36 protein-coding genes are annotated in these 23,697 nt (G+C 38.8%); 14 read left to right on the top strand and 22 right to left on the bottom strand.

Features of this window, described 5'->3' with window-relative positions; all coding sequences use genetic code 11:
* Positions 1–70: 70 nt before the first annotated feature.
* The 4 genes from L3081_RS02760 to L3081_RS02745 are packed head-to-tail and all read right to left on the bottom strand — an operon-like array spanning position 71 to position 1,436.
* Positions 71–637, bottom strand: coding sequence for a ferredoxin reductase domain-containing protein (locus tag L3081_RS02760; protein ID WP_242285500.1), 567 nt, complete (start codon positions 635–637; stop codon positions 71–73).
* A 28-nt stretch (positions 638–665) separates the two neighbouring features.
* Positions 666–941 carry a hypothetical protein gene (locus tag L3081_RS02755; protein ID WP_242283290.1) on the bottom strand — a complete coding sequence of 92 codons (276 nt, stop codon included), beginning with the start codon at positions 939–941 and terminating at the stop codon, positions 666–668.
* Complete coding sequence (locus L3081_RS02750) at positions 923–1,207, bottom strand: hypothetical protein (RefSeq protein ID WP_242283289.1); 285 nt, start codon at positions 1,205–1,207, stop codon at positions 923–925. Before L3081_RS02750 ends, L3081_RS02755 begins: the two co-directional genes overlap by 19 nt.
* Positions 1,208–1,211: 4 nt before the next feature.
* The gene (locus L3081_RS02745; protein ID WP_242283287.1) at positions 1,212–1,436 is read right to left on the bottom strand and encodes a hypothetical protein; all 225 of its coding nucleotides are present in this window, start codon (positions 1,434–1,436) and stop codon (positions 1,212–1,214) included.
* Positions 1,437–1,734: 298 nt separating this feature from the next.
* On the opposite strand from L3081_RS02745, the gene L3081_RS02740 reads away from it, so the two are divergent.
* The 3 genes from L3081_RS02740 to L3081_RS02730 all read left to right on the top strand — a co-directional run bounded on the left by L3081_RS02740 (position 1,735) and on the right by L3081_RS02730 (position 3,710).
* The gene (locus L3081_RS02740; protein WP_242283285.1) at positions 1,735–2,124 is read left to right on the top strand and encodes a response regulator; all 390 of its coding nucleotides are present in this window, start codon (positions 1,735–1,737) and stop codon (positions 2,122–2,124) included.
* 80 nt (positions 2,125–2,204) lie between these two features.
* Complete coding sequence (locus L3081_RS02735) at positions 2,205–2,396, top strand: winged helix-turn-helix domain-containing protein (RefSeq protein ID WP_242283283.1); 192 nt, start codon at positions 2,205–2,207, stop codon at positions 2,394–2,396.
* A gap of 111 nt (positions 2,397–2,507) precedes the next feature.
* A complete protein-coding gene (locus L3081_RS02730; protein WP_242283281.1) occupies positions 2,508–3,710 on the top strand; it encodes a sensor histidine kinase in 1,203 nt (400 codons plus the stop codon).
* Between the two features lie 53 nt (positions 3,711–3,763).
* On the opposite strand, the gene L3081_RS02725 is transcribed toward L3081_RS02730, so the two are convergent.
* From L3081_RS02725 to hemN, 7 genes are all read right to left on the bottom strand, one after another.
* Complete coding sequence (locus tag L3081_RS02725) at positions 3,764–4,414, bottom strand: cytochrome b/b6 domain-containing protein (RefSeq protein WP_242283280.1); 651 nt, start codon at positions 4,412–4,414, stop codon at positions 3,764–3,766.
* 1 nt (position 4,415) lies between these two features.
* A complete protein-coding gene (locus L3081_RS26240) occupies positions 4,416–4,883 on the bottom strand; it encodes a hypothetical protein (protein ID WP_274620292.1) in 468 nt (155 codons plus the stop codon).
* A gap of 7 nt (positions 4,884–4,890) precedes the next feature.
* Positions 4,891–6,096, bottom strand: coding sequence for a tetrathionate reductase family octaheme c-type cytochrome (locus L3081_RS02720; protein WP_274620291.1), 1,206 nt, complete (start codon positions 6,094–6,096; stop codon positions 4,891–4,893).
* Between the two features lie 259 nt (positions 6,097–6,355).
* Positions 6,356–6,646, bottom strand: a complete 291-nt coding sequence (locus tag L3081_RS02715; protein WP_242283278.1) for a hypothetical protein — start codon at positions 6,644–6,646, stop codon at positions 6,356–6,358.
* A 51-nt stretch (positions 6,647–6,697) separates the two neighbouring features.
* Positions 6,698–7,894, bottom strand: a complete 1,197-nt coding sequence (locus L3081_RS02710) for an NnrS family protein (protein ID WP_242283276.1) — start codon at positions 7,892–7,894, stop codon at positions 6,698–6,700.
* A gap of 60 nt (positions 7,895–7,954) precedes the next feature.
* Entirely contained in the window at positions 7,955–9,004 is a 1,050-nt protein-coding gene (locus L3081_RS02705; RefSeq protein WP_242283274.1) for an NAD(P)/FAD-dependent oxidoreductase, read from the bottom strand.
* Positions 9,005–9,205: 201 nt separating this feature from the next.
* On the bottom strand, positions 9,206–10,606 hold the full coding sequence (hemN, locus tag L3081_RS02700) for an oxygen-independent coproporphyrinogen III oxidase (protein WP_242283273.1): 1,401 nt from the start codon (positions 10,604–10,606) through the stop codon (positions 9,206–9,208).
* 343 nt (positions 10,607–10,949) lie between these two features.
* Between hemN and L3081_RS02695 the strand changes: the two genes are divergently transcribed.
* The 11 genes from L3081_RS02695 to L3081_RS02655 all read left to right on the top strand — a co-directional run bounded on the left by L3081_RS02695 (position 10,950) and on the right by L3081_RS02655 (position 16,728).
* Positions 10,950–11,396 (top strand): c-type cytochrome, encoded by a 447-nt coding sequence (locus tag L3081_RS02695; RefSeq protein WP_242283271.1) that lies wholly within the window; start codon positions 10,950–10,952, stop codon positions 11,394–11,396.
* 9 nt (positions 11,397–11,405) lie between these two features.
* Positions 11,406–11,741, top strand: coding sequence for a cbb3-type cytochrome c oxidase subunit I (locus L3081_RS26235; protein WP_274620290.1), 336 nt, complete (start codon positions 11,406–11,408; stop codon positions 11,739–11,741).
* Positions 11,698–12,387: a cbb3-type cytochrome c oxidase subunit I gene (locus L3081_RS02690; RefSeq protein ID WP_338027079.1), complete on the top strand. Its 690-nt coding sequence runs from the start codon at positions 11,698–11,700 to the stop codon at positions 12,385–12,387. Before L3081_RS26235 ends, L3081_RS02690 begins: the two co-directional genes overlap by 44 nt.
* Positions 12,312–12,650 carry a cbb3-type cytochrome c oxidase subunit I gene (locus L3081_RS02685; RefSeq protein ID WP_242283269.1) on the top strand — a complete coding sequence of 113 codons (339 nt, stop codon included), beginning with the start codon at positions 12,312–12,314 and terminating at the stop codon, positions 12,648–12,650. The genes L3081_RS02690 and L3081_RS02685 overlap by 76 nt, the downstream gene beginning before the upstream one ends.
* A gap of 13 nt (positions 12,651–12,663) precedes the next feature.
* Positions 12,664–12,807, top strand: a complete 144-nt coding sequence (locus L3081_RS02680) for a hypothetical protein (RefSeq protein ID WP_242283267.1) — start codon at positions 12,664–12,666, stop codon at positions 12,805–12,807.
* 40 nt (positions 12,808–12,847) lie between these two features.
* A complete protein-coding gene (locus tag L3081_RS02675) occupies positions 12,848–14,719 on the top strand; it encodes a nitric oxide reductase activation protein NorD (RefSeq protein ID WP_242283266.1) in 1,872 nt (623 codons plus the stop codon).
* A 66-nt stretch (positions 14,720–14,785) separates the two neighbouring features.
* Complete coding sequence (locus L3081_RS02670; RefSeq protein ID WP_242283265.1) at positions 14,786–15,049, top strand: hypothetical protein; 264 nt, start codon at positions 14,786–14,788, stop codon at positions 15,047–15,049.
* Complete coding sequence (locus tag L3081_RS02665) at positions 15,039–15,689, top strand: ATP-binding protein (protein ID WP_274620289.1); 651 nt, start codon at positions 15,039–15,041, stop codon at positions 15,687–15,689. The genes L3081_RS02670 and L3081_RS02665 overlap by 11 nt, the downstream gene beginning before the upstream one ends.
* Entirely contained in the window at positions 15,661–15,858 is a 198-nt protein-coding gene (locus L3081_RS26230; RefSeq protein WP_274620288.1) for a CbbQ/NirQ/NorQ domain-containing protein, read from the top strand. Before L3081_RS02665 ends, L3081_RS26230 begins: the two co-directional genes overlap by 29 nt.
* The gene (locus L3081_RS02660) at positions 15,845–16,414 is read left to right on the top strand and encodes a cytochrome c oxidase subunit 3 family protein (protein ID WP_242283264.1); all 570 of its coding nucleotides are present in this window, start codon (positions 15,845–15,847) and stop codon (positions 16,412–16,414) included. The genes L3081_RS26230 and L3081_RS02660 overlap by 14 nt, the downstream gene beginning before the upstream one ends.
* A 5-nt stretch (positions 16,415–16,419) precedes the next feature.
* A complete protein-coding gene (locus L3081_RS02655) occupies positions 16,420–16,728 on the top strand; it encodes a cytochrome C oxidase subunit IV family protein (RefSeq protein ID WP_242283263.1) in 309 nt (102 codons plus the stop codon).
* A 33-nt stretch (positions 16,729–16,761) separates the two neighbouring features.
* On the opposite strand, the gene L3081_RS02650 is transcribed toward L3081_RS02655, so the two are convergent.
* The 11 genes from L3081_RS02650 to L3081_RS02610 all read right to left on the bottom strand — a co-directional run bounded on the left by L3081_RS02650 (position 16,762) and on the right by L3081_RS02610 (position 23,635).
* Positions 16,762–17,241 (bottom strand): cytochrome P450, encoded by a 480-nt coding sequence (locus L3081_RS02650; RefSeq protein ID WP_242283262.1) that lies wholly within the window; start codon positions 17,239–17,241, stop codon positions 16,762–16,764.
* A gap of 47 nt (positions 17,242–17,288) precedes the next feature.
* Positions 17,289–17,903, bottom strand: coding sequence for a cytochrome P450 family protein (locus L3081_RS02645; RefSeq protein ID WP_242283261.1), 615 nt, complete (start codon positions 17,901–17,903; stop codon positions 17,289–17,291).
* 68 nt (positions 17,904–17,971) lie between these two features.
* The gene (gene norR / locus L3081_RS02640) at positions 17,972–18,970 is read right to left on the bottom strand and encodes a nitric oxide reductase transcriptional regulator NorR (RefSeq protein ID WP_242283260.1); all 999 of its coding nucleotides are present in this window, start codon (positions 18,968–18,970) and stop codon (positions 17,972–17,974) included.
* Positions 18,971–19,011: 41 nt separating this feature from the next.
* The gene (locus L3081_RS02635) at positions 19,012–19,512 is read right to left on the bottom strand and encodes a GAF domain-containing protein (protein ID WP_242283259.1); all 501 of its coding nucleotides are present in this window, start codon (positions 19,510–19,512) and stop codon (positions 19,012–19,014) included.
* A gap of 127 nt (positions 19,513–19,639) precedes the next feature.
* Positions 19,640–20,110 carry a hypothetical protein gene (locus L3081_RS02630; RefSeq protein WP_242283258.1) on the bottom strand — a complete coding sequence of 157 codons (471 nt, stop codon included), beginning with the start codon at positions 20,108–20,110 and terminating at the stop codon, positions 19,640–19,642.
* Between the two features lie 22 nt (positions 20,111–20,132).
* Complete coding sequence (locus L3081_RS28870) at positions 20,133–20,270, bottom strand: cytochrome C oxidase subunit IV family protein (protein WP_420839691.1); 138 nt, start codon at positions 20,268–20,270, stop codon at positions 20,133–20,135.
* Between the two features lie 134 nt (positions 20,271–20,404).
* Positions 20,405–21,031 carry a cytochrome c oxidase subunit 3 family protein gene (locus tag L3081_RS02625; RefSeq protein WP_242283257.1) on the bottom strand — a complete coding sequence of 209 codons (627 nt, stop codon included), beginning with the start codon at positions 21,029–21,031 and terminating at the stop codon, positions 20,405–20,407.
* 288 nt (positions 21,032–21,319) lie between these two features.
* On the bottom strand, positions 21,320–21,775 hold the full coding sequence (locus L3081_RS02620) for a hypothetical protein (RefSeq protein ID WP_242283256.1): 456 nt from the start codon (positions 21,773–21,775) through the stop codon (positions 21,320–21,322).
* A gap of 27 nt (positions 21,776–21,802) precedes the next feature.
* Positions 21,803–22,231 (bottom strand): FTR1 family protein, encoded by a 429-nt coding sequence (locus L3081_RS02615; protein WP_242283255.1) that lies wholly within the window; start codon positions 22,229–22,231, stop codon positions 21,803–21,805.
* Entirely contained in the window at positions 22,219–22,389 is a 171-nt protein-coding gene (locus tag L3081_RS26225; protein ID WP_338027243.1) for a hypothetical protein, read from the bottom strand. Before L3081_RS26225 ends, L3081_RS02615 begins: the two co-directional genes overlap by 13 nt.
* On the bottom strand, positions 22,376–23,635 hold the full coding sequence (locus L3081_RS02610) for a c-type cytochrome (RefSeq protein ID WP_338027078.1): 1,260 nt from the start codon (positions 23,633–23,635) through the stop codon (positions 22,376–22,378). The genes L3081_RS26225 and L3081_RS02610 overlap by 14 nt, the downstream gene beginning before the upstream one ends.
* Between the last annotated feature and the right edge of the window lie 62 nt (positions 23,636–23,697).

Raw genomic sequence — 23,697 nt, 5'->3', positions numbered from 1 at the left:
GGTTTCCTGACATTAAGCTGAAAGAAAGCCCTTATCTATCATTCTTATTACTACTGTTTTAGTGATAGTTTTATCGTAGCTCAAATGCCTCCTTATGAAAAAGTAGTGAGCCTTGTAATTTTTCTCGCAATTCATTTTCTAATTCTTTTGCCCGACCAGTCGGTCCACAAAACCACACTTCCATCGCTCCTTTTTTTAACTCTTGGTTTAGGAGTTTGTCGGTAGTGAGTTTTTTGCCTTCATTACTGTTATATATATGCAGTTGAATATAAGGTAGGCCGAGACAAGCTTGTTGTAATCGCTTAACAAACGGATCTGTTGAACTATCGTTGGTGGAATAATGCATTTGAACCTGTGATCGTACTTGAATGGGAGACTTAGCTTGAGTCCTAGAAGATAGTTCAGACTGATTTTGCAGCGCTTCAAGCCTTGCTAAAAAGGGCGTGACACCAATACCTGCCGCGATCCATATTTGTTTTGCAGTCGTTTTTTTCGCTTTTAAATTAAATCGTCCATAAGGACCTTCAATTGTGATTGATTGCCCTACTTTTAATTTGTGATCCAAACGTTTGGTATAGTCACCTAACGCCTTAATTTGGAAAGTTACTTGGTTGTCACCGTGATCCGAGCCGGCAATGGTAAAAGGGTGAGCACCTTCTATTTTATCAAAGGTAACGAACGCAAATTGTCCGACTATGTCCTTGCCATTTTTTTTCTAGCTGACATTTAACTTCAATAATACCTGCCGCCGGCGCTGAAACGGATAGAATACTGCCTTTTACTCGACGCGATTGTCCTATTTTTCCTGTGAGTGAGAGTATGCCGGCAATGCTTCCCCCAGTTAACAACAACACCATCAACAAGCCTACGGGTTGTTGCCACCAAGCTAACGGCGCTAACAAAGCCGCATGAAACACCAAGACTAGGTAAAGTATTGGCATTGCACGGTGTACATAGCGCCAAATATTGTAAGGAAAGCGTTTCCACAGGGTAAGCACCGGATGGCAAAAACTAAATAAATAGCCCATTCCCCAAGGTCTTCAGCGACATCTCTCATCATCTCATAAAGACCTGAAAAATCTTCTTCAGGTAAACGACCACCTCGGCCAAAAAGTGCCTTAATGACATCATCACCCATTTCTATCAGCCAATGTAGGGCTGCAAAGACAACCGCTAAAATCCCCGTCAACTTATGCAGACGATACATTTTATCAAGACCATTGAATGGCACTTCTAACCAAGGCCGGACGGGTAGCCAACATCATGGTTATTGACATTAATGCAATAGACAACAACCCACTAAGATAGAGACTATTATCATAAATTTCCCATGGCAAGGAAGCTGCCGTGATATTCATTGTATAACTCCAACCCCAGACAATGAAAATGCTAACGGTGATTAATGCGAGTGTTATACTGAGTTTGTGTTGTTTCATTTTAACTCCGTTGGTGCTTTGAATGCTTATACCATTAATTAAATTTATTCTTTAGTCAGAGCTAATGTAATCAATTTGGCATAAGTGTATCGAGCATTCCTGACAACAACCTTAAAAGGAAAAAAAGGAGTTGAAATATCACAAGGTCGGTTAGAATTTATTCTGACACAGCGCAATAAATTAAGCCCTACAGAGGATATTACCTTTGCTTAAAAATAGTATCTAAACAGGTTTTTTCAGCTTATTGTCAGGAACGTGGGCTATGATCAACTTTGTTGGGCAGGTATGGAGGTAAAAAATGCGGATATTATTGGTAGAAGACACGACAGGTTTAGGCGAGATTATACAAGAGCAAATAACGGATGAAGGTCACGCCGTTGATTGGGTGTTAACCATTGCCCATGCCGATGCAAGTCTACGTTCAGTTGACTATGATTTAATTCTACTTGATTTAATGCTGCCAGACGGTAATGGCCTTGATTTGTTAACTAAAATACGGCATTCAGGTAAAACAACGCCAGTGATTATTTTAACCGCCAGAGATCAAATTTCTGACCGCATAAAAGGCTTGAACGCAGGGGCTGACGACTACCTTGTTAAACCCTTCGACCTCTCAGAGCTTTCTGCTCGTATCGCCGCCGTTTCCAGACGTTATGCTTTGGCAACCCCAACCCAATCGTTAACATAGGCGCATTAGGCATTGATCTAACCAAACACTTGGTTTATCGCGATGGTACAACAATCAATTTAACCGCGCGGGAATGGGCCTTGCTCGAAGCGTTTATTCAAAGGCCTGGCACCTTGCTTTCTAAAGCACAATTGGAAGATCACCTTTATGCTTTTGGCTCTGAAATTGAAAGCAATACGATTGAAGTTTATGTTAGCCGCTTACGTAAAAAACTAGGTAGCGACCAGTTAGAAACCGTGCGCGGGCAAGGATATCGAATGAAAGCGCTATGAAACTATTAAAAGAGAAAATACTGAAAAGCAGCGCGCCAACAAGCCTGCAAAAAAACCTCAGCATCAGTTTAACGTTTGGGATGACATTTTTGTGGATGCTTGGCGCTATTAGTGGCAGTGCTTGTTTCACAAATCAAACTGAATGACTTATTTGATAGTGCGTTAGCCGAAACTGCACAACGTATTATGCCGCTAGCCGTTGTTGAAATTCTTAATAGAGAAGATATAACCCAACCACAAAATATTATGTCTTTTGCCGCGCATGATGAACAACTGGTTTATCTGGTACGGGATAATCTTGGAAAGATATTACTACAGTCTCATAACGCAGAGCCGACTGATTTTAATCAAACCTTACTCGAAGGTTTTAGCTCCTCGACAACCCATCGATTCTATGGTGCTTGGGCGGTACAAAATAGCCTACACATTGAGGTTGCCGAACTACTAATTGATAGAAAAGAAGCGATAATCGAGTTAGCACTCTCTTTTTTATGGCCGTTATTATTGCTAGTACCGCTTTGTTTGTCGGGTACTTGGATATTGGTGCGTTACAGCTTGCGCTATATTATTGCCTACCGTAAATCCATCGAATCTCGCGGTAGTGGCGATCTCTCACCCGTTAACGTGAATGGTTTGCCAACTGAAATTCTTGCTACCGCAGAGTCCGTTAATAACCTGTTAGAGCGTTTACGACGAGCGTTGGAAGCAGAGCGTTCGTTTACCGCTAACAGTGCTCATGAATTACGTACACCAATCGCGATAGCGCTTGCGCAAATTCAACGGTTACAACAAGAAGTTCCAACAGGAAAAGCGAGAGAGCGAGCGATTAACGTTGAATCTTCCTTACGAAAATTATCAGATTTGTCAGAAAAATTAATGCAGTTGGCTAAAGCAGAAGGCGGGGGGCTTTTATCTACCGAAAAACATGACTTGATTAGCCTGCTTAAATTGATTGTTGATGATAAGAAACGATCTTCTGCTACTTCTGGCTTGGTTATTGATATGACGCTACCAAAAAGTGGCGTATTTATGTCGACTATTGACCCCGATGCTTTTGCCATTTTAGTGCAAAACCTACTGGATAATGCCATTAAACACGGCACAAAAAATCAACCTGTTGTGGTAGGTTTTTCAGAACAAGGCGAGTTGAGTATCGTTAACGCAGCTGAAGTTGTTCCTGAAGAACCCCTTAAACAGTTACGACGTCGTTTTGTTAGAGCTAATACGTCGGTTCAAGGCTCAGGGCTTGGCTTGGCAATAGCTGATGCTATTGCTACTGGTATAGGGGCAAGTATGACCTTCAATTCGCCGTGACCTCAGGTAGAAAAGATGGGTTTGAAGTGAAAGTTAGTTTTCTTTCATAACCGTTAGTCAATATGGTCTGGTTCATCTTTTTCTAAGTAAGCTTCTTCTTCAGGGGTTAAATCAACATCATCAAAACCGTTTATCATTGGTTGTAGTTGCTTGCTAAAGGCATGGCCAACAGTGAGCAGGTAAACATGCACAATAATAAACATCACAATAGCAAATGCGGCTGCGATATGAATACCCGCTACCCAAAACAATAATTCGCTAGAGCTACTCGAGGCCCAAAGAGGATAAAACAAATAGAGCAATCCCGTTAACCAAATAGCGGGAAACAAAATTAATTTTAATGCCAAATAAGTCAATGCCTGTAAAGGATTATGTTTACGGTGAAAAGCTTTACGGTAAGGGTGACGTTCACCCTTGAATACTCCATAAGCATAGAATCTTGCTACTTGCCATAAACCCTTCGTGGTGGGGAGATAATGCCGCCAAGTGCCTGTAGTGAAGTGCCAAAAAATAGCAAAAATCCATAATACCATTAAGGCTAAGGCGCTATAAGTATGCAAACTTACCGTATCATGAAAATTCATTAATGAGTGAAAGCCATGCAATCCGAAGCCAGTAAATAGCAATAACATGATTAACAGCATTTGACTCCAGTGCCAGAACCGTTCAAAACGAGTGAATATCATAATGTGTCGTTGATTCATGTTAATCCCCTTTAGGTACAGAAGGTGACGCAGAAAGTTTTCGAATAATACCGTGGACCAATACGCCTAGTAGCGTAGCAAACACTAAAAATAGCCCTAAAACATCTAACCACTTATGGCTAGTATTACCTGGTATATAAACACCGTTTAGCGAACTTAGTCGGCCTGTTTTAGCGTGACAATCAGCACAGTGAAGGGCGTTTTCTTTAGGGGCGACCATATGGGTAATTGGCCAGTACGAATGAGTTTCAATAAAGCCAAATTCACCGCTGTACGGTAGGTTGTTCTTGTTCATACCTTTCTCAATAGCTTTACTGTAGTCATAATTCCCCCAGAAAGCCGCGTCATCAACACCCCACAAGTGCATGTAAACCAGTGTGTTATTACCTTTGTCGTAGGGCTGAACCGTGTGCATTTTCTTAAAAGGCCAAATGCGCGACGCGGGATCTGTTGCGTCACCACTCATCATATTAACGTTAATTGGTGCTTTGCTTGGCATCAAACTGAGTATTTATAGTGGTATAAACCATTTGCCCGTTAAACCAGTGATACTCAGGGGCAAAGTTTTCATCATATTTAAAACTACCTTTGATGGATTTGTAAGTAGCCCGTTGCTCGCCATCACCTTGAGTATATTCATGGTCTTTATAGCCTTCACCGTTTTTTAATTTGCCTGCAGTACGCCAATCCCAATCCACTTTGGTTGCCACACCGCCGCGTGCCATTTCAGGGATATGGCAAGTTTGACAAGCGATTTTTTCAACGTGATGATTTAATTTAATGCCAGTAAGATTTTGACTATTATGAGGAGTGTTACTATGACAGGATTCACAACTAGCGACGTGACGTCGTTCTCCTGGTTTTCCTGTGCCGTCCGTGTCTTTGGCAACCATATCGTATCGACTGCCTGCCCAAATATGTTTTTGGGTAACATGGCATTGAGTACAAGCAAAGTTCAACCCTTGCTCATCCATATGCACATCAAGTTGCTTGTTAGGGTGGATCAAGGAAGAATCTAAATCACCATGCTTAACACCATCACCGCCACCGCCAAAGAAGTGGCAACCACCACAGTTTTCACGCGCAGGCAGGGCGACGCTTTGAGCGACCTTATCCCACTGTATATCCTGTTTGCCCTCAAACATAATTGAGCAGGCTTCGTTACCTACTGAATTTGGGGTTTTGTAATAACTGCCGGTACGATCATGGCAGACAACACAGTCAATATTGTTTTGATCGGTAAAGTCAAACGTTTCATCTTTCCAACCATAGCCTGCATGGCATTGAGCACACATGCCTTCGTTACCGCGAGCATTGGTACAAAAGTTATTTACAACATGTTTCTTGCCAAGTAGTTGTCCTGTTTTAGGGTTTTTATATTCCCAAGTCCAGTGAATATTTTGCATAAACTGGTGGCCGGCTTCAGTGTGGCATTCTAGGCAGGCTTTGGTGACTTCTGAACCGTTGGTGAAAGGCTGATTTAACTGGGCAAACTTACTATGATCTGCTGTGGAATTTGAATCTGTGCGGTTACTAGGTTTTTCCACGACAGGTTTCAAGCGGAAGTTCATGTTTGAATCTGGCTCAGTGCCATCACTCGCCCATAACATGCTCGTTTGTATTAAAAAACTGAATATTCCAAGAACAAATAGCTTAACTGGAAAATACCGAAATGCTGACATACACACCTCCCATGACCTATTATAATTTATTCATAATAAACTTAATTCTAAAATAGCACTGAACAAATAAGATAATAGCTAAGTAGACAACCCAGAATTCATTTTTAAACGAGAACACTGCTAAATGAGAAATATTCCATGTAGGTTAGAATTCATTCTAACAGGGGGTAATAAATTACCGCCTACAGTGGAAGTCACTATTTTTCTGAGCGAGCCGAATCATTAATAATATAGGTGATGTTGTGTAAGTATCCTAGAATTATTTGGGGTTATTATATAAATCAGTATTTAGATCAATTTTTAAAAAGAATATTTTCTCAGTGTTTCCTTTTAGATGACGCCCTGTTGTAAGTAATAAGCTTAGCAGCAGGGCTGTGAGTTTATCTTTATTCTCCGCCACAACTGCCGCAGCATACGCCATTTTCGCCATGAATTTTTTCTTTTCAGGTGTTGGGCTGTTAGCTTCAACTGCGCTCTTAAATTGATCAGGTTCTGATGAGGCTGCTTCGTTTGAAGTTTGCTCTGTACTTTTTTTAAATATATTAAACATAATATTTTCCTTTCAGTTTTCGGTTATAGGGTTGTGATGGTTCTAAAACTACTATCCACTTCGACCATCGGGTCTGGCGGTTAATAATTTAGGGCTGTAATAAATTAGATAGATGACAAAGCCAAGACTCCAACAAAGGGCGGCAAGTAAATAACCCATGCTGAATAAGCCTAATACTGGTAGTAATACACGAAATAAGGTGGCGCTAAGCAATAAGATAAAAGAACAACTGATCCACGTATTTATTTGTAGTGATCTTCCCGTATGTCCTAATGACACACGCGACATCATCGCGATGATCATGGTACCTATGGTGCCAACCGTAATAATATGAACGGCTGATGAAAAACCTATACCTGTGGTTATATAGCTCATCCCAATTGAAATAAAGCCTAACCCCATATTGATATAAGATAAATGTAACGCCCATAACAAAGGTGTTTTAAAAGTTTTGCTTGTCTGCCAATTTACCATTCGTAATAACTGAAGGCACCCGGTCACCACAAATAATACTGCTAGAACGTTTGTTATATCAATATAATAACTACTAACAAAACTGACGAGCGTGACAACCATTGCTATCGCTATAACTCGTTCTAAAAACAAATTGCCCTTAATCGTTGCTAAGTTAAGTGCGCGTGAGGTAAAAAATGGAATGACTCTACCACCAACGATAGTGACCACGCAGGTGATCATAAACACCGCGGTATAAGCTAAATGTGTAGATAAGCTATAATTTCCGACAAAGGCAAACATTAACGTTGCGATATCTAAGCCCATTATCAAACTTAATAGTGGTATAAAAATTAAATTTCGTCGGTTATTTGATTTAACCACCATATAAGCAAGGTAGCTAATAGCACCCGACCACCATAAGGCTTCACTGATAGTGCCTATAATCAATACAGGGGTTGAGCTTGATAACAAGGCAATTCTAGCAATTAACCAAAACAAAATTATCACTGCTAATTTCCGGCTATTGATACTTCTAATACCTGTCCACGTTTGTGCCGCACTTAAAAGAAAACCCACAGCTACAGTAGCAGCAAAGCCAAATATCATTTCATGGCCGTGCCAAATGTTAGCAGGTAACAAACTATTCCAATTTAGTTTGCCTTGTAATACACAAACCCAAGCGAGCAAAGCTAAAATAGAGAATAGCGCAGGTAAAAGAAAAAAAGGTCTAAACGCTAAACGCAATACGGGCGGTATCGCTTGCTCTTTTTCTAAAATTTCGGGTTGTAACATTTTTCTTTCCTCGTCTTATACTTTTCACAATGACTTACTATGTGATGCTTAACATGATGATTACTCCAACATGCTGTCAATTGAGTGAATGACACCCATTCGTTTATGCACTACGGTACTCGTTGTAGTGTATAACGTGGGAATTCGCTCTTTTTCTAAAACCGTTTCAGCAATAGAAAATGCCGCTAGCGCAGCTTCATGAAAACCACTTAAGATAAGTTTTCTTTTACCGGGGTAATAATTAATGTCACCCACCGCATAAATACCTGCGACCGATGTTTGAAACGATTGTGTGTCTACCTTAATTTGATGCTGATGCATATCAAGATGCCAGTTATCTATCGGTCCAAGCTTAGGTGACATACCAAAACAAACCACCAATTCATCAAGTGCCACCCGACGATTAATGCCATCTTTCGACGTAATGGTTAACCCAATGAGCTTATCGTCATTCTGTTGAAAATCGCTCACTTGCCCACATAAAAATTGCATTTTTAGCTGATCACATAAAGCATACATTTGATTTACACTGGCTGTTGATGCTTTAAAGTTTGTTGTACGATGAATAAGCAGTACGCTTTTAGCTGTTTTTTGTAAGGTTAAACTCCAATCTAATGCGGCATCGCCACCGCCTAAAACAACAACGTCTTTATCTTTAAAATGTTCTAGGTTACTGATTCGGTAAAACAGTTGTTTATCTTCAAACTTGTCAATGAGTGGCACCTTTAATTTAACGGGGGAAAAGGCGCCATTGCCTGCAGCAATAATGACCGCACGACAAACAACGGTAGTATTTTTATGGGTTATCACATTGAAACAACTCTCTGAAATTTTTTCAATATGGTCAACGCGTTCACCTAATAGAAAAGTAGGATCAAAGGTTGCTGCCTGTTGCCAAAGGTTATCAATAACATCACTTGCCTTAGCATTAGGTAATGCAGGAATATCATAGATGGGTTTATCAGGATATAACTCACTACATTGGCCGCCAACTTCTGCCAAGCTATCAATAACAATGGCGGTTAATCCTTGTAACCCCAATTCAAATACTTGAAATAAACCCACAGGGCCGGCACCGATAATTACCACGTCTGTTGTTAAGGTTTTCATACATACCTCCTTGGTATTGTTAGCTTATTATTCACAATTTACCCTATTTCAACTATATGAAGCAGAAAACATGCCATTAAGAAATATCAAATAAAAACATATAGATAAATAATAGCACAAATGAGATACAAACTATTCGTGTCTATATACACCACAAATCGATGTCATTTAGACATCGATAATATTAATACGAATCCATGATTATATTGTTCTAGAAAATATCACTTTATTTTTGAGGGTTTTATCATTAGTAGGTTCAATATAGGCATCAAATACCATAGCAATATTACGTAGTAGCAATTGACCTGCTCGTGTTATAGAAATTTCTTTTTCGTTAAAGGTAAGCAGTTTATCTTCCACCATCGGAAACAGTTCAGTTATCTCGTCTGAAAAATATTCAAAGAAATTAATCTGGTATCTATTACTAATTGTATTGATTGACACCCTGTTTTGGCACATTAATGACTGAATAATATCACGACGAATACAGTCATCTTTATTTAAGCGATAACCTCTGGTTACCGCCAAACCACCAGTATCAATATCGGCAAAGTAAGCGTCTTCTGTTGCTTGATTTTGAATAAAACAATCATTTATTTGGCCAATTGAGGTCATGCCAAAGCCAAGAAGATCACTATCTGCATGGGTGGAGTAGCCTTGAAAATTTCGTTGTAAGGTGCCGTTTTGTTTGGCGTATGTCAATTCATCATCAGGCAAAGCAAAATGATCCATGCCAATATAAACATAACCCGCATTTTGTAAGTAATTAACGGTCATTTCAAAAATGGCTAGCTTGGTAGCGGCATCGGGTAAGTCTGCAGCATTCAGGGTGCGTTGAGATTTAACTTTATGTGGCATATGTGCGTAACTATAGATTGATAACCGATCAGGACGTTTTTGCATTACCAAATCTAACGTTGTTTTAAAGCTATCTACGGTTTGACATGGCAATCCATAAATAAGGTCAATACTTACTGACTTATAGCCAACGGCTCTCGCTGAGTCTATTACATCAAACGTTTGCTCTACCGACTGAATACGGTTAACGGCTTTTTGTACTTTGGGATCAAAATCTTGCACTCCTAAACTAATGCGATTAAATCCAAGGTTACGTAACACAGGAATAGTACTAGCTCTGACTGCTCTGGGATCAATTTCAATTGAAAATTCTCTTTCTTCAACAGGCGCTAAATTAAAGTTTTCACGTATATTATCGAAAATTTCTTCAAACTGTTCGTCACTAAGAAACGTAGGCGTACCACCGCCAAAATGCAATTGTTCAACTACCCGTTCGGGACTAATTAACGCCGATTGATGACGTAATTCTTTATAAATCCTCTCTAAATAAGGAATAGAACGTTCAGGTTTCTTGGTAATAATTTTTGCACATGCGCAATAAAAACATAGTGAATTACAAAAAGGGATATGAAAATACAAAGAAAGTGATTTGTTACTTTGGTTACTTTTTGTTAATTCCTCAATATATATGTCGCTGTTAACCTCACTATTGAACTGTACTGCGGTTGGGTAAGAGGTGTATCTAGGACCATGTCGATCATATTTTCGAATCATGTCGGCATCAAAATTTATTGCTGTACTCATTAACATCTCACTTATCGTCTTAAAACCTCTCTTAAAGCAAATATAACGCCAACATAAAAAACAACTATTTAACAATCACTTAAATTTAACTCTCAGTAAAACACAGCAAAAACGATGTTAATATAACACGCCAACTATGTTATCGAATTAAACAAAAATCTCCCTGAACACCCAAAATGGCTTGAAATCCATAGTAAAAAGACATCAAACCGCTGTCATTAACACATCACCTACTATGTAAACAAAAAACACTTGAAAATAAATCCTTTATATACAACAACTTAAAAATTGGCACATTGATTGCCCTATCGTTGTTGTTATTACATTTTATTAGGAGCTATCAATGGCAGAAAAATTTACTAAAAGCATGGCCAGAAATATTTACTATGGCGGCAGCTTTTTCTTTGTACTTTTACTCTTTGGCTTAACGCTAGATACCGTTCGGCAGCTGCCTAAACGAGATCACCGAGAGAATATCACAGCAGCTGTGATACAGGGTAAAGAGCTTTGGGAAAACAATAATTGTATCGGTTGCCATAGCTTAATGGGAGAAGGTGCTTACTACGCACCCGAACTTGCCAATGTTTTTGACCGCCGAGGTGCGGGTAATGAAGAAGCGTTTAAAGCTTATCTTAATGGTTGGATTAATGCACAACCAATGGATATTCCTAAGCGACGTAAAATGCCGCAATTTAATTTAACCAAAGAGGAAACTGATGCCTTGGCAGAGTTTCTTATTTGGGCATCACGCATTGATGATAATAACTGGCCACCAAACATTGAAGGATAAGATTAAAAAATGAAATTTACTTCACAACAGGTTGCAAAACCCTACTTTATTTTTGCTTTACTACTTTTTGCGGGTCAAATTGTTTTTGGTCTACTAATGGGCATGCAATACATTAACGGCGATGTCGGCTTCCCCTATATTCCGTTTAACGTTGCCCGCATGGTACACACTAACTTGCTCATAGTTTGGCTGCTGTTTGGATTTATGGGGGCAAGTTACTACCTAGTCCCCGAAGAAGCGAACATTGACTTATTTAGCCCAAAATTAGCCAAAATTACCTTTTGGGTATTTGCTGCGGCAGGTGTTGCGGTTATCGGCCGGTTATTTATTTGTGCCTTATGCTGAATTGGCCAAGTTAACTCACAATGAACTCTTACCCACCATGGGTCGTGAGTTTCTAGAGCAGCCTACCATTGCCAAAATAGGTATAGTGATTGTGTGTCTGTCTTTTGTGTTTAATATCGGAATGACCATTCTTAAAGGCCGTAAAACCGTTATAAATATGGTGTTAATCACTGGCTTAATTGGCTTAGCGGTGTTTTTCTTATTCTCATTTTATAACCCCATTAATTTGGCTCTTGATAAATTCTTCTGGTGGTTTGTTGTTCACCTATGGGTTGAAGGTGTTTGGGAATTAATCATGGGTGCTTTACTTGCTTATGTTTTGATCAAGGTAACTGGGGTTGACCGTGAGCATATTGAAAAATGGTTATATGTCATTATTGCGATGGCACTTATCTCTGGTTTGATTGGTATGGGTCATCACTTTTTCTGGATTGGTGCCCCTAAATATTGGTTATGGATGGGGTCTGTCTTTTCAGCCTTAGAGCCTGTGCCGTTTTTCATGATGGTATTATTTGCCTTTAAAATGGTAAATGAACGTCGTATTGAACATACCAATAAAATTGCCATTACTTGGGCAAAAGGCACCGCGGTTATGGCCTTTTTAGGCGGTGTGTATGGGGATTTTTACATACCCTTGCACCCGTAAATTACTACACACATGGTACACAACTCACTGCTGCTCATGGCCATTTAGCTTTCTTTGGAGCCTATGCCATGGTGGTTATGTGTGTCATTTCTTACGCCATGCCCATTATGCGAGGACGTCCAAAAGGTAACTGCGAAAAAGCACAAAAAGTTGAATACATTGGTTTTTGGTTAATGTGCATTTCCATGTGCGGTATTACGCCGGCACTTACTGCCGGTTGGAGCATGGCAAGTAGCGTTACAACGCCTGCCGGCATCAGGTGATGCTTTAAGCTTTATGTCGAGCCAAGATGAGCTTGTGTCTTTTTATTGGGCTAGGCTTGCCTTTGGTGTGACGTTTGCCGCGGGCCTTGTTGCTTACTTCGTTAGTTTCTTCGTGGGTGAACACGAGCCACAAAGCGAACAAGTGAATGCGTATTAAGTGAACATCATCACCTAAATCTGTAAGACATATTAATTAAATGGACTTAATTGCTATGTTTTACCTTAATACTAAAACGACTATCGAGGTTAAAATGGAAGAAGTTGTTGGAAAGCTTTGGGATAAATGGTTAACACGCCAAGTGTCGACCGACTTTCCTGATAGCGTCATTAAATTAGACGATATTCAATCACAGTTACAGATTTTTCATCGATCTTTGGGGGGCGATAGTAGCAAAACATTTGAACCCTGCGAGCCTCGTCGTATCAAAACAAAACGGTCAACCATGCAAAAAATTGCCGGCAGTCATCAACGTTTTTATCTTGCTTGGCAAAATGAATCGACTCTTCGGCTGCCACCACACATTGCACTTTTTCCTGAGCCATCACTGAATGAATTTTTGTACTTTTGGTCGGTTGCCTTAGCGGCATTTATGCCAAAAATGACACATTGGTTATGTGATAATCAACAATCTACCGCTCAAATATTGGCAAAGTATCCTGGGCTAAAAAAACAATATTATCAATTAGTAAACGCTTACCTATTAACACGACCCAACTGCGACACGTTAGACCCAGTTAATAGTACTAATGAACAAAATATTCAGTTGGCTTTAAAGGGTGAAAAGTATATTTCTTCACTGACTACAACGGTGTCACAACCCTACCCCAATATGCTTTGGATATATCCTGCACTCGTAGAAGATATAAACAAGCCGGCGTCATATGATCCTAATGATGAAAACCGTAAAAAAACGGCATCTAAAAAAGAAATTAAAGAATTAAAACAACGTAAAAAAGCGCAATATGTTGATGAAGAAAAAGCGACAGACGGGTTACTAATGTTCCAAGCGGAAGCATTATCAACCTGGACAGAACAAATAGATTTAGATCGTAGCCAATCAGAAAACCAAGAAGACGATGTAGATCAAATAGCCAAAGACATGGACGTCATCAATCTATCAAGACAGCGAAAAGCGGGTGCTGCAGGTATTCGCTTTAATTTAGACTTACCCGCGGAAGAAAATGATGATTTATGCTTAGGTAAAGGTATTCCTCTACCTGAATGGCATTATAAAAAGAACCAATTAATCGCTAATGTTTGTAACTTACAAGTGATGATAGCTGATGAAATAGCGCCCGTTGAGCTCAGTGCTAACCAACAAACATTAGCTCGGCAAGTGCAGCAATTATTATCTATGTTGGCGATATCTAATCGGCCGAAAAAAGGTCAATTAACGGGTAATGAAATAGATTTAGATGCTTGGATAGATCACTACACCAAACCAGTTAAAGACAGTAATCAACAAAGCTTCTATATTGATAATCAACACAAATATAGAGATGTTAGTTGTTTGTTATTGGCAGATTTATCATTATCAACAGAGTGTTATGTTAATAACGAGAAAAAAGTTATTGATTGTATTCAAGAGGCACTGTTAATTTTTTCTGAAGCCTTACATTCATTAGCTGACCCGTTTGCTATCTATGGTTTTTCGTCTATTCGTAATAACCATGTTCGCTTTCATATTATTAAAAATTTTACCATGCCATACGACCAGTATGTTAGGGGGCGAATTGCTCGTATTGAACCGGGTTTTTATACACGCATGGGCGCTGCTATTCGACAAGCTAGTCAAATTTTAAGTGAACAATCATCTAAAGATAAAATTTTATTATTACTGTCAGATGGTAAACCTAACGATCTTGACCAGTATGAAGGACGCTACGGTATTGAAGATACGCGCCAAGCAATACTCGAAGCGAAAAAGTTAGGCTTAACCCCTTTTTGCGTGACTATAGACAAAAAAGGCAATGACTATTTACCTTACCTATTTGGCCACATGGTTTTGCCATTGTTCAAGATGCGAGTCAGCTTGCCAAAATATTACCTAAAATTTATGCCAACTTAACCCTTGGCTAGTTAAAACTAGCACACAGCTAAGCGTGTAAATAACCAAGCTCCTAAGGAGATTATTATGCAAATAAATTTATATCATCAGCCAAAAGATAACACTGCTTTATTAAATAGAATAGCTAGGAGAACAGCCGATAGAGTTATTCATTGCTTTGAATACACACTGTCTAAACTCAATTTAGACAAAAATAGACACCTTATCTTGTCGTATTCATTACAACATCCACAGAACAGTGAAGCCCTGTTAGATTGTGTTATGCAGCTTAATTGTGTTTATCAACCTCATGATCTTAACGCCATATTAGGAGAAAACAATGCAAGCTAGTTCATTGGCTCAGACGCTAGAAAAAGCCCCTGGGTTAAACACAGCATTTTATCAAGCACAAGACGATGAAATTGAAATGTTTCATTTTGCACGTAGCAATCATCTTGCTTTGTTGCTAAAAGGACCGACGGGCTGTGGAAAAACCCGTTTTGTTGAGCATATGGCACAACAAATTGAGCAGCCGCTTTATACTATTTCGTGCCATGACGATCTCAGTGCTGCTGATCTAATAGGCCGCCATTTAATTGATAGCAACGGCACCTATTGGCAAGATGGACCTATGACAAAAGCCGTGCGAGAAGGCGGCGTTTGTTATTTAGATGAAATAATTGAAGCCAGAAAAGACACCACAGTATTATTGCATTCATTGACTGATCACCGCCGCGAACTCTACATTGAGCGAACAGGAGAAGTCATTAAAGCGCATAAAGATTTTATGCTGATTATTTCTTACAATCCGTCTTATCAAAGTTTATTAAAAGGCTTAAAGCCGAGTACTCGGCAACGCTTTATTAGTCTGAGCTTTGATTATCCGAGTGTTGAGAAAGAAATCGATATTATTATTACTGAAACAGGTGTTTCTTATCAAAATGCCCAAAGAATTAGTTGCTTTGGCAACCGATCTGCGCAGGCTCAGTGATATAGACATTAAAGCGGCAGCGTCAACACGCTTGTTAATTTATGCCGCAAAAATGATCCAGTCAGGCTGCCCTATTAATAAAGCGTATCAATATTGTATTGTTGAACCACTAAGTGATGAACCCGAAACCATTAACGCCTTAAAAAGGGTGATCAGTGCTTACTGTTAATAAGATAAAAGTACCTGGTTCGGTGGCTGCATGGATTTTTATTTATGCAGAACTAACTGAATTTGGCTTCTTTTTTATCGCTTTTTTGTTAGCCAAACTCTACTACCCAGTTGAATTCTATCAAGGTCCTACACACCTACCGATTTTAACGGGTTTATTGAATACACTGGTATTACTCAGCAGTAGTTTTTTTGTTGCGCGAGCCATGCAATCTATAAAACGTGATGACAAAAAGCGTACCGTGTTTTGGTTATTGCTAACTATTTCAGCCGGCCTCACTTATTGCGGTATTAAAACGTGGGAGTATCACTTAAATGAACAGGCAGGCATTGGCCCACGCACAAACTACTATTTTGCCGCCTATTATTATATTACCTTTAATCATCTGCTCCATGTATTAATTGGCACTTGCACTATCATTTTTGTCACTATTTTGACCGCGTTAGGTTATTACAATAAATCTAATCATGAAGGATTAGAAAGTGCTGCAAGCTATTGGCATATGATTGACCTTGTTTGGATTCTTATTTTCCCACTCTTATATGTATTGAGGTAAAAGCATTGCAAACTAACCATTATCAGCGAATCAAACGCTATTTAACTGAAACAACATTCAACATTTGGCTGCGCCTTGTGGGCTTAACACTTGTTAGTGCCATTATTGCAGAAACTAAAAATACGACGATTGTCGCTACGGTTTTTGTGTGTGCAATAGTCATTGTTAAGGGTCATTGGATAATTGAGGAATTTATGGGGCTTAAGCATGCTGCACCGCTTTTTAGAAAAATTATAAAAGGTTATTTTTATGCCATGACAACCCTAGTAGGGGTAATCGTGGCATATTCACAAGCGTCATTTCTCGGTGTTTAGCGGTATATTTGCGCTGATTTATTCTCAATAAGTTTAGCTAAGTATAATAGGTACCTTGTTATAACCGCCAACAGGCGCAACTTCACGCTCTAATGCTTGGTTTGGTGCTATGGTAATTGCATTTACCGAGGCAAGCAGCGCTTGTAATGCTATTCTTAGCTCCCATGTAGCCAATAACCGGCCAGGACAAACATGCTTTCCTATACCGTACACAAGATTGGCCTCTGCATTGTTTTGCGGTTCAAAAGTTGTATTATCAAAAACGGCTTCATCACGATTAGCTGAGGTCCAGTTTAGCTTAACTAATGCGCCTTCTGGAATGTTTTGCCCGCCAATTTTTACTGGGCAGGTGGTAATGCGTCGATTAGACACAAAGGGATCATCTAAGCGTAATATTTCATTAATAAAAGCGTCTATTTCTGATTCTTTTGCTGTACGAAGGCAAGCTATCGACTCAGGTTTTTGTGCAACATAGGCAACAATAACACCAACACACAACGCAATAGAGCCCAAATCACCGCCAGTCCAGTTGCGCAGAATTGAAATAATTTCTTCTTCTGTTAATAATCTACCGTAAATAGTTTCTTGGCAAAGTCGGTGGTAACATCATTAAAGTTGTTGCTGTTAGCAGTACGACGAGGAGCAATTACGGAACGAATAATATGATCAAATTGCTCTGCGACATTAGCCATTTTAGACCGGTCACCAGAGCGGGTAGCCGCATGGTTTTTTGCCATCCATGCTAATAATTTTGGTTCTAACTCTGCAGGCCATCCTAACCATTTACATTGAGCACGTACCGCAAAGACAGCGCCGATATCATTTACCGCATCTAAGGTAGTATTCTTAGGTAATTCTTTCATGAGTTGGGCAGCAGTTTGCTCAAACACAGGAATATACGGTGTCAGTGCTTCAGGCGTTAAATGCCGGTCGATAATTTTTCGATAGTCTTGGTGTTCTTTTCCGTCTAACCCGTTAGGCACATGAAGATGTTGTGAAACGTTACTCGAAAATCGCTCATGGTCAAGTGCGGCAGTTACCACATCAGCATGTTTGAGCAACACCCATTCACCCAGAATGTTTTTAATGACGGGGTGTTTAACGCGTAATGTATCAGTGAACGCTCGTAAATCTTTTCCTTGAATAGACAGATCGTCGGGCATGTGATCGCTCATGTGAACTCCTTAATATTCAAAATACGCTTATATAAAAATGTACCTTTAAACCAATAATGTTTACAAGATTAAGTCAAACCTAAACGTTTTGCCTGCCGATATAAATTACCTCGGTCTAGTTGAAGCTGACGTGCGGCCTTTGCCCAAACATGGTCATTTTCTTCCATTGCTTGTGTAATTAACTGTCGTTGAAACTCAGCCACAATTTCTGTAAAAGACTTATTATCGGTTGTAATTGCGGGTGTAATATTATTACTGTCGTCGGTGTTATTAACCACAAAGTCTAACCCTAAATGATTAATTTCTATTACACCTACTTTGCCTGATGTAGTGGCTGCCGCCCTTAAGGCAGCGCGCATGAGTACATGTTGTAACTCTCTAACATTACCTGGCCAGTCATATTGCAATAGCTGATGCATTGCAGATTTACTAACCCTGACATTATTTGTGCCTATTTTTCCTTTTAAATTATGTAAAATAAAGCCACTTAATAAGGGAATGTCATCAATTCGTTCTCGTAAGGCAGGCACCTTCAACGGAAATACGCTTAAACGGTGATATAAGTCTTCTCTGAATCTTCCTTGGGCAACTTCCTCTGATAAATCTCGGTTTGTTGCCGCAATAATTCTAACATCCACATAAATATTTTTATCGGCACCAACTCGTTGAATTTCACCCTCTTGCAATGCCCTTAACAATTTGGCTTGGATATTTAATGAAAGCTCGCCTATTTCATCTAAAAACAAGGTGCCGTTATTCGCCAGTTCAAATTTACCCATGCGATCTTTATTAGCGCCGGTAAATGAGCCTTTAACATGACCAAATAATTCACTTTCGGCAATATTTTCAGACAGGGCGGCACAATTTATTTGTACTATGGCTTCGTCACACCGACGCGATTGAGCATGCACAGTTCGTGCAACCACTTCTTTACCTACCCCTGTTTCACCGGTGATTAATACCGATAGCTCTGAGCCGGATACAACCCTTATTTCATTTTTCAACTCTACCATTTTTAGGCTTTCACCCACAAAACCATCTCCTTTAGCCTTGTGTGCGTCTTTCACCAGTTCATGCGTTAAACATAAGGATTTCTCATTGCTTTTTTCTAAACCAAAGAAATACAATTCGCATTTCGAATGGTTGCGGCAGCAAGTGCAGCTAAAGTAGCAACACTAATATCATCAACATCACTAAACGCGCCAACTTGTAAGGCATCGAGTGTAAGCACACCAACAAGGCTTTCCTCAACGTATAAACAACATCCCATGCAATCGTGTACATCAAGCACACGCTTTGGGTCCATCGACAATAAACCATCATAGGGGTCGGGATAACTTGAATCCGCATCAAAGCGAATGGGCTTATGAGATGATAAAATTGCTTTTAATCTTGGATGCTCATCAGGTAAAAAACGCATACCTAACACTTCAGGCGACAAACCATCAACGGCAACAGGAACAAGCTCATCGCCTTGTAATTCTAATAAGGCAACTGCATCACAATGCATTATTTCATTAACCGCTTGCATTAACCGCTGATAATGGGCTTTTTTAGGTAAACTAAGGCTTAAATCTAAAGCAATTTTTAGTAACGTTTTTTCAAGCACAAGTAATATTCCAATGGTGAAAAATAAGCATGAACTATTATACTCATTTGATCAAATTAATACCGCTTAGGGTTTAATTATTTTGCAGTAAATATTACCACAAAGCGCACCGAGAAAACGCTATCCATTAGTGTTGTATACTTTGCCAATTGGTATCAGCAAAATAGACAGGATACGCTCGTAACGCTTGAATAATTTGCACTGCGCCTTGTTTCTTATTGGTTGAGTGTTTAATGTTATCAACACCTTGCATCACTTTTGCTAGTAACGTATGTAGCTGCGCATCAGCTGAAGGTGGTAATTGGCAATTGGCAAACAAAAAGTTCAAGTGTGCTTCTAACCTTGTTGCTAGCACTGTATATTGCTCAGCAGAAAACTGATCATGATGAATGTCACTTAGGTTATTGGCTATTTCTATTTTGATCTTATTCATACCTATGTGTAGGCTTTTATCAATAGGCCATTTATGACCGTCGTTTAAAGATAGTTTTGCCTCATTCACTTCGTGGTGATGCTCATGCTCTGCAGCAATCACCTTGTGATGTATCAACGTTGATAAAATCAAAACTAGGGTGAATATAAGTAAACTTTTTTTCAAGAGAATATCCTTAAAATAGTATTCAAAGGTATATGATGATGGCCAATATACTTGGAATTAAAATGATATAACTTAACAGGAACCAACGCCATTTAGCCGGAGCATTTTTTAACTCCATAAATACATCAACAATTTGTTGGCCTTTGATCACTACAGACAAAGTAACCAAAGAGGGCAAGTATACTTGTTTGCAGTGTAGATTGAGCCAACAAAGTACTTATAATGGTTAATACAATCAAAGCAATAGCAGTAAAGTGAATATTGTTAATCAAGCGATTCATCATACTTCCTCAACTAATGAATAATGTAAATAAGAAAAAACACAATAATCCAAACAAGATCTACCATATGCCAATAGGAAGCACCTGCTTCAAAACCTGTACAGTCTGTTGGTGAATAAGTGTTCTTCCGTGCTTTTATGCTCATATAGGCCAAAATAATCATACCTAATATTACATGCATAAAATGAAAACCGGTAATGAAAAAATAGAGCGTATAAAATGAATTGCTTGATAAATCAAACCCCTGTTCTACTAAATGCGTATATTCAGATAATTTTAATACCAGATAAACTGTTGCGCTCAGCATTGCTAACATTAATTGGCGACTTGCGGTTAAGTTTTGACTTTTTTTGATTGCCTCAACTGCTAACGCCACAAAATAACTACTAATAATTAATGCTAAGGTACAAAAAAAACCGATAAAAGCACTAAGGGTCGCCCTGCCTTCGGTAAACATAGTGTTATGCATTCGCTGAGTGACGGCAAAAGCAATAAAGAAAATGGCGAACACACTGAGTTCCATGACAATAAATATCCACATGGCAAAATCACCAGGTAATTTTTGATCACCGGTTTTTTCGGATATCGACGTATTAATCAGGATAGTATTTGTTTTATCAACGTGCGTAAAAGCAGTCATTTTTCCCAATGTCCTATTATGTTTGCAAAGCAATAATCTACACACCTATTAATTACCTATGTGCACTTTTTTACTTTTACATTTAAAATTATCAATTATACCAATCTTAAACTGAGCTCAGATTAATTAACTGGTATTACTCAGCATGTTTCATGCCATGATATTTTAGCTTTGATATCAAATAGTTGGAGTTTTTTGTGTGTATATTAAAACAAGTTGATGTCTAAAAAACATCAACTTGCTGTAAATTTAACACTCATTTTAGCAGGTTGTATTAACAAAATAAGATCACATGTCATCCATTCTGTGCACCGTGTGCACAAGCTTATGGCTTTGTTGTGAGTGTCTCTCGATTAAATCATTGATATGTTCTTTCACGGTGTTATTTGTGGAAACATCCGCGACTAATAATAACCAATTATTGATTGTTTCGATTATGTCAATATTGATAGTTAGCAAGTCATCTACGCTATGAATTGTTCGTTGTTCTAACGATAAAAATTGTTTTTCAACGTTGTGTTCAATTTCTTCATCTACCCAACTATCAGTAACTTTGTGAGACTCCGAGTGAATAAGTTTATCGAGATAGGTATTATTTTCATGCAGTTTATCGATAATATAATGAGTAAACATACGCAACCTTTCGTCTTTAGTTTCTAGTAAAAGTTGTTCGCAAAACGTCTCAAATTGTTTATTAATATCTTTTACATGTTGATAAATTTCTTTTATTTGATGAAATCTCATGATCTTTCCTTAATTAAATAACTGTCACTACTTCTTTTTCAGCCAAGGTTTAAATAATAACGCACTGGAACATATTAGAATAGATAGCTGCATTATGATTCCTTGCCAGGTCGAATTGATACCTAACCAAGCGATGTTAAATTCAATTGGTAAAGGTGTAATACTAATAATAGCAGCTTCTTGCAATGCCATTATCCCTTTACCGGCTAAAATAAACGACAGTGCTAGCAACAAATAGGTCGTTGTAGAGAAAAAGCGCGCTATCGGTAATTTAATAGAATATTTAATCATTAACCATGCAAGTATAATTAATAGAACAACCGCGGTTCCAAAACCACTTAACACCGCAAGTTGTTGTGAAGACGTTGTTTGCGTTAACAATGATTGATAAAACAAAACGGTCTCAAAAACCTCACGATATACGGCAATAAAAGCCAGTCCGGTTATTCCCCACAAGGTTCCGCTTTTAGGCTTTTATTGATATTGTTTTGTACATAACGCTGCCATTGATCCGCCTGTGATTTGTTATGCATCCAAAAACCAACATAAAATAGCACAATGGCAGCTAGCATTGCTGCTACACCCTCCATTGTTTCTCGGCTAGCACCACTGATAGTTATTAAGTTTTGGGCTACTAGCCATGTTAAACCTCCGGCAAAAGAGTGCTGCTATCCAACCGAAATGAAGATATTTAACCGCTGCTTGCCTATTTGAGCGTACCAGTATAGTAAAGAGTGCTAACACAACTAATAAAGCTTCTAATCCTTCGCGTAACAAAATGATAAAGCCGGCACTAAATAGTGTTGTATCTGACATAGTTGATTCAGTTAGTAATAATTCTGCTTGCGTTAATTGCGCCATAATTAAAGACACAAACTCATCAACGTCATCTGAATTTTCTTTGTTGCTTATTTTTTGTCGTAAACTTAACAGGTTTGATTCAATAGTTTTACGCAATAAATTATCGTAAGCATCAAGGTTATTTTCAATTAATTCAAACCCATCTAAATAAGCACTAACGGCAAATTGTTGAGCAAGGTTAAAATCGTTTTGTTTATACGCCATCAGTGTTTTATGTAACTGATCACGAGCAATCGTTAAAGGTGGTTTATTATTCTCAGGAAATTGCAAATTAGGATTAGCTCTAAGCTGCTCAATAGCTTGTTTATCAAGGTTTTCTTTTACACCAACCAATTCGTTTGGCGTATACTGAACGAGTTCAACGAGCGAAATATCAACATTGTCCGTCTTAATATTTTTTTCATCGTCGGCAAATCCCAAACTACCTACGTAGAATGCTAATGACCAACGTTCTTTGGCCGTTAGGTGCTCAAATGCTGTCATTGAAGTACCTTCAAGCCCACCCGTTAGTGCATCATAAAGGCCTAAGATTGATCGATCTAATGCACGTGTTTTATCGGTAAAATTTGTTGGTTGGGGAGTTAATGTTGTTGCAAGTTCTCCATCACCTTTTCCTGTTATGCCATGACAACTTGCACAATTACTTTGAAATAGTTGTTTAACTTTCACAGGAGCAAGTAAAGAGGTGGGCAGCGATAATTGTGGCGAATTTTCTATCAATAAGTTTTTCAGTTGGCTTGTCAGGTTTTTAATCTCTGCTAGCGTTTTCTTTTCTTGCACGGCAAAAAGTAGTGACTTTGACAAGGTAATAATTTGTTTTTCTTCTGTTAATTCAGTGGCAGATTTTTCAGCAATAATGATCGAAAAGTCGAGCATTTCCTGATATTCACCGTCATCGATAACCTTGCCATCAGCTATCGCTGAGGCATAATCAACGCCAATATACTCAGTAAGTTGTAAAAGTTGACGCAAACCGTCTATTTTCGTATTTGCCAACACGTGTGTTGACAGCAAACAGCTGACAATAAAAAAATTTATTATAAAGAAGTGTTCAAATATGC

The organism is Colwellia maritima, from assembly GCF_022669015.1.
Classification (GTDB): Bacteria; Pseudomonadota; Gammaproteobacteria; order Enterobacterales; family Alteromonadaceae; genus Colwellia; species Colwellia maritima.
The sequence above is the reverse complement of the archived record's forward strand: the minus strand, read 5'-3'. Positions and strand labels throughout refer to the sequence as shown.

Coding starts and splice junctions, on each gene's coding strand:
- L3081_RS02745 (WP_242283287.1), bottom strand. CDS start 1,436: ATGAAACAACACAAACTCAGTATAACACTCGCATTAATCACCGTTAGC.
- L3081_RS02750 (WP_242283289.1), bottom strand. CDS start 1,207: ATGTATCGTCTGCATAAGTTGACGGGGATTTTAGCGGTTGTCTTTGCA.
- L3081_RS26240 (WP_274620292.1), bottom strand. CDS start 4,883: ATGATGAGTGGTGACGCAACAGATCCCGCGTCGCGCATTTGGCCTTTT.
- L3081_RS02625 (WP_242283257.1), bottom strand. CDS start 21,031: ATGACTGCTTTTACGCACGTTGATAAAACAAATACTATCCTGATTAAT.
- L3081_RS02620 (WP_242283256.1), bottom strand. CDS start 21,775: ATGAGATTTCATCAAATAAAAGAAATTTATCAACATGTAAAAGATATT.
- L3081_RS02705 (WP_242283274.1), bottom strand. CDS start 9,004: ATGAAAACCTTAACAACAGACGTGGTAATTATCGGTGCCGGCCCTGTG.
- L3081_RS02740 (WP_242283285.1), top strand. CDS start 1,735: ATGCGGATATTATTGGTAGAAGACACGACAGGTTTAGGCGAGATTATA.
- L3081_RS02645 (WP_242283261.1), bottom strand. CDS start 17,903: ATGAGCGATCACATGCCCGACGATCTGTCTATTCAAGGAAAAGATTTA.
- L3081_RS02755 (WP_242283290.1), bottom strand. CDS start 941: ATGCCAATACTTTACCTAGTCTTGGTGTTTCATGCGGCTTTGTTAGCG.
- L3081_RS02720 (WP_274620291.1), bottom strand. CDS start 6,096: ATGTCAGCATTTCGGTATTTTCCAGTTAAGCTATTTGTTCTTGGAATA.
- L3081_RS02725 (WP_242283280.1), bottom strand. CDS start 4,414: ATGAATCAACGACACATTATGATATTCACTCGTTTTGAACGGTTCTGG.
- hemN (WP_242283273.1), bottom strand. CDS start 10,606: ATGAGTACAGCAATAAATTTTGATGCCGACATGATTCGAAAATATGAT.
- L3081_RS02670 (WP_242283265.1), top strand. CDS start 14,786: ATGCAAATAAATTTATATCATCAGCCAAAAGATAACACTGCTTTATTA.
- L3081_RS02715 (WP_242283278.1), bottom strand. CDS start 6,646: ATGTTTAATATATTTAAAAAAAGTACAGAGCAAACTTCAAACGAAGCA.
- L3081_RS26235 (WP_274620290.1), top strand. CDS start 11,406: ATGAAATTTACTTCACAACAGGTTGCAAAACCCTACTTTATTTTTGCT.
- L3081_RS02665 (WP_274620289.1), top strand. CDS start 15,039: ATGCAAGCTAGTTCATTGGCTCAGACGCTAGAAAAAGCCCCTGGGTTA.
- L3081_RS02680 (WP_242283267.1), top strand. CDS start 12,664: ATGTCGAGCCAAGATGAGCTTGTGTCTTTTTATTGGGCTAGGCTTGCC.
- L3081_RS02710 (WP_242283276.1), bottom strand. CDS start 7,894: ATGTTACAACCCGAAATTTTAGAAAAAGAGCAAGCGATACCGCCCGTA.
- L3081_RS02695 (WP_242283271.1), top strand. CDS start 10,950: ATGGCAGAAAAATTTACTAAAAGCATGGCCAGAAATATTTACTATGGC.
- L3081_RS02675 (WP_242283266.1), top strand. CDS start 12,848: ATGGACTTAATTGCTATGTTTTACCTTAATACTAAAACGACTATCGAG.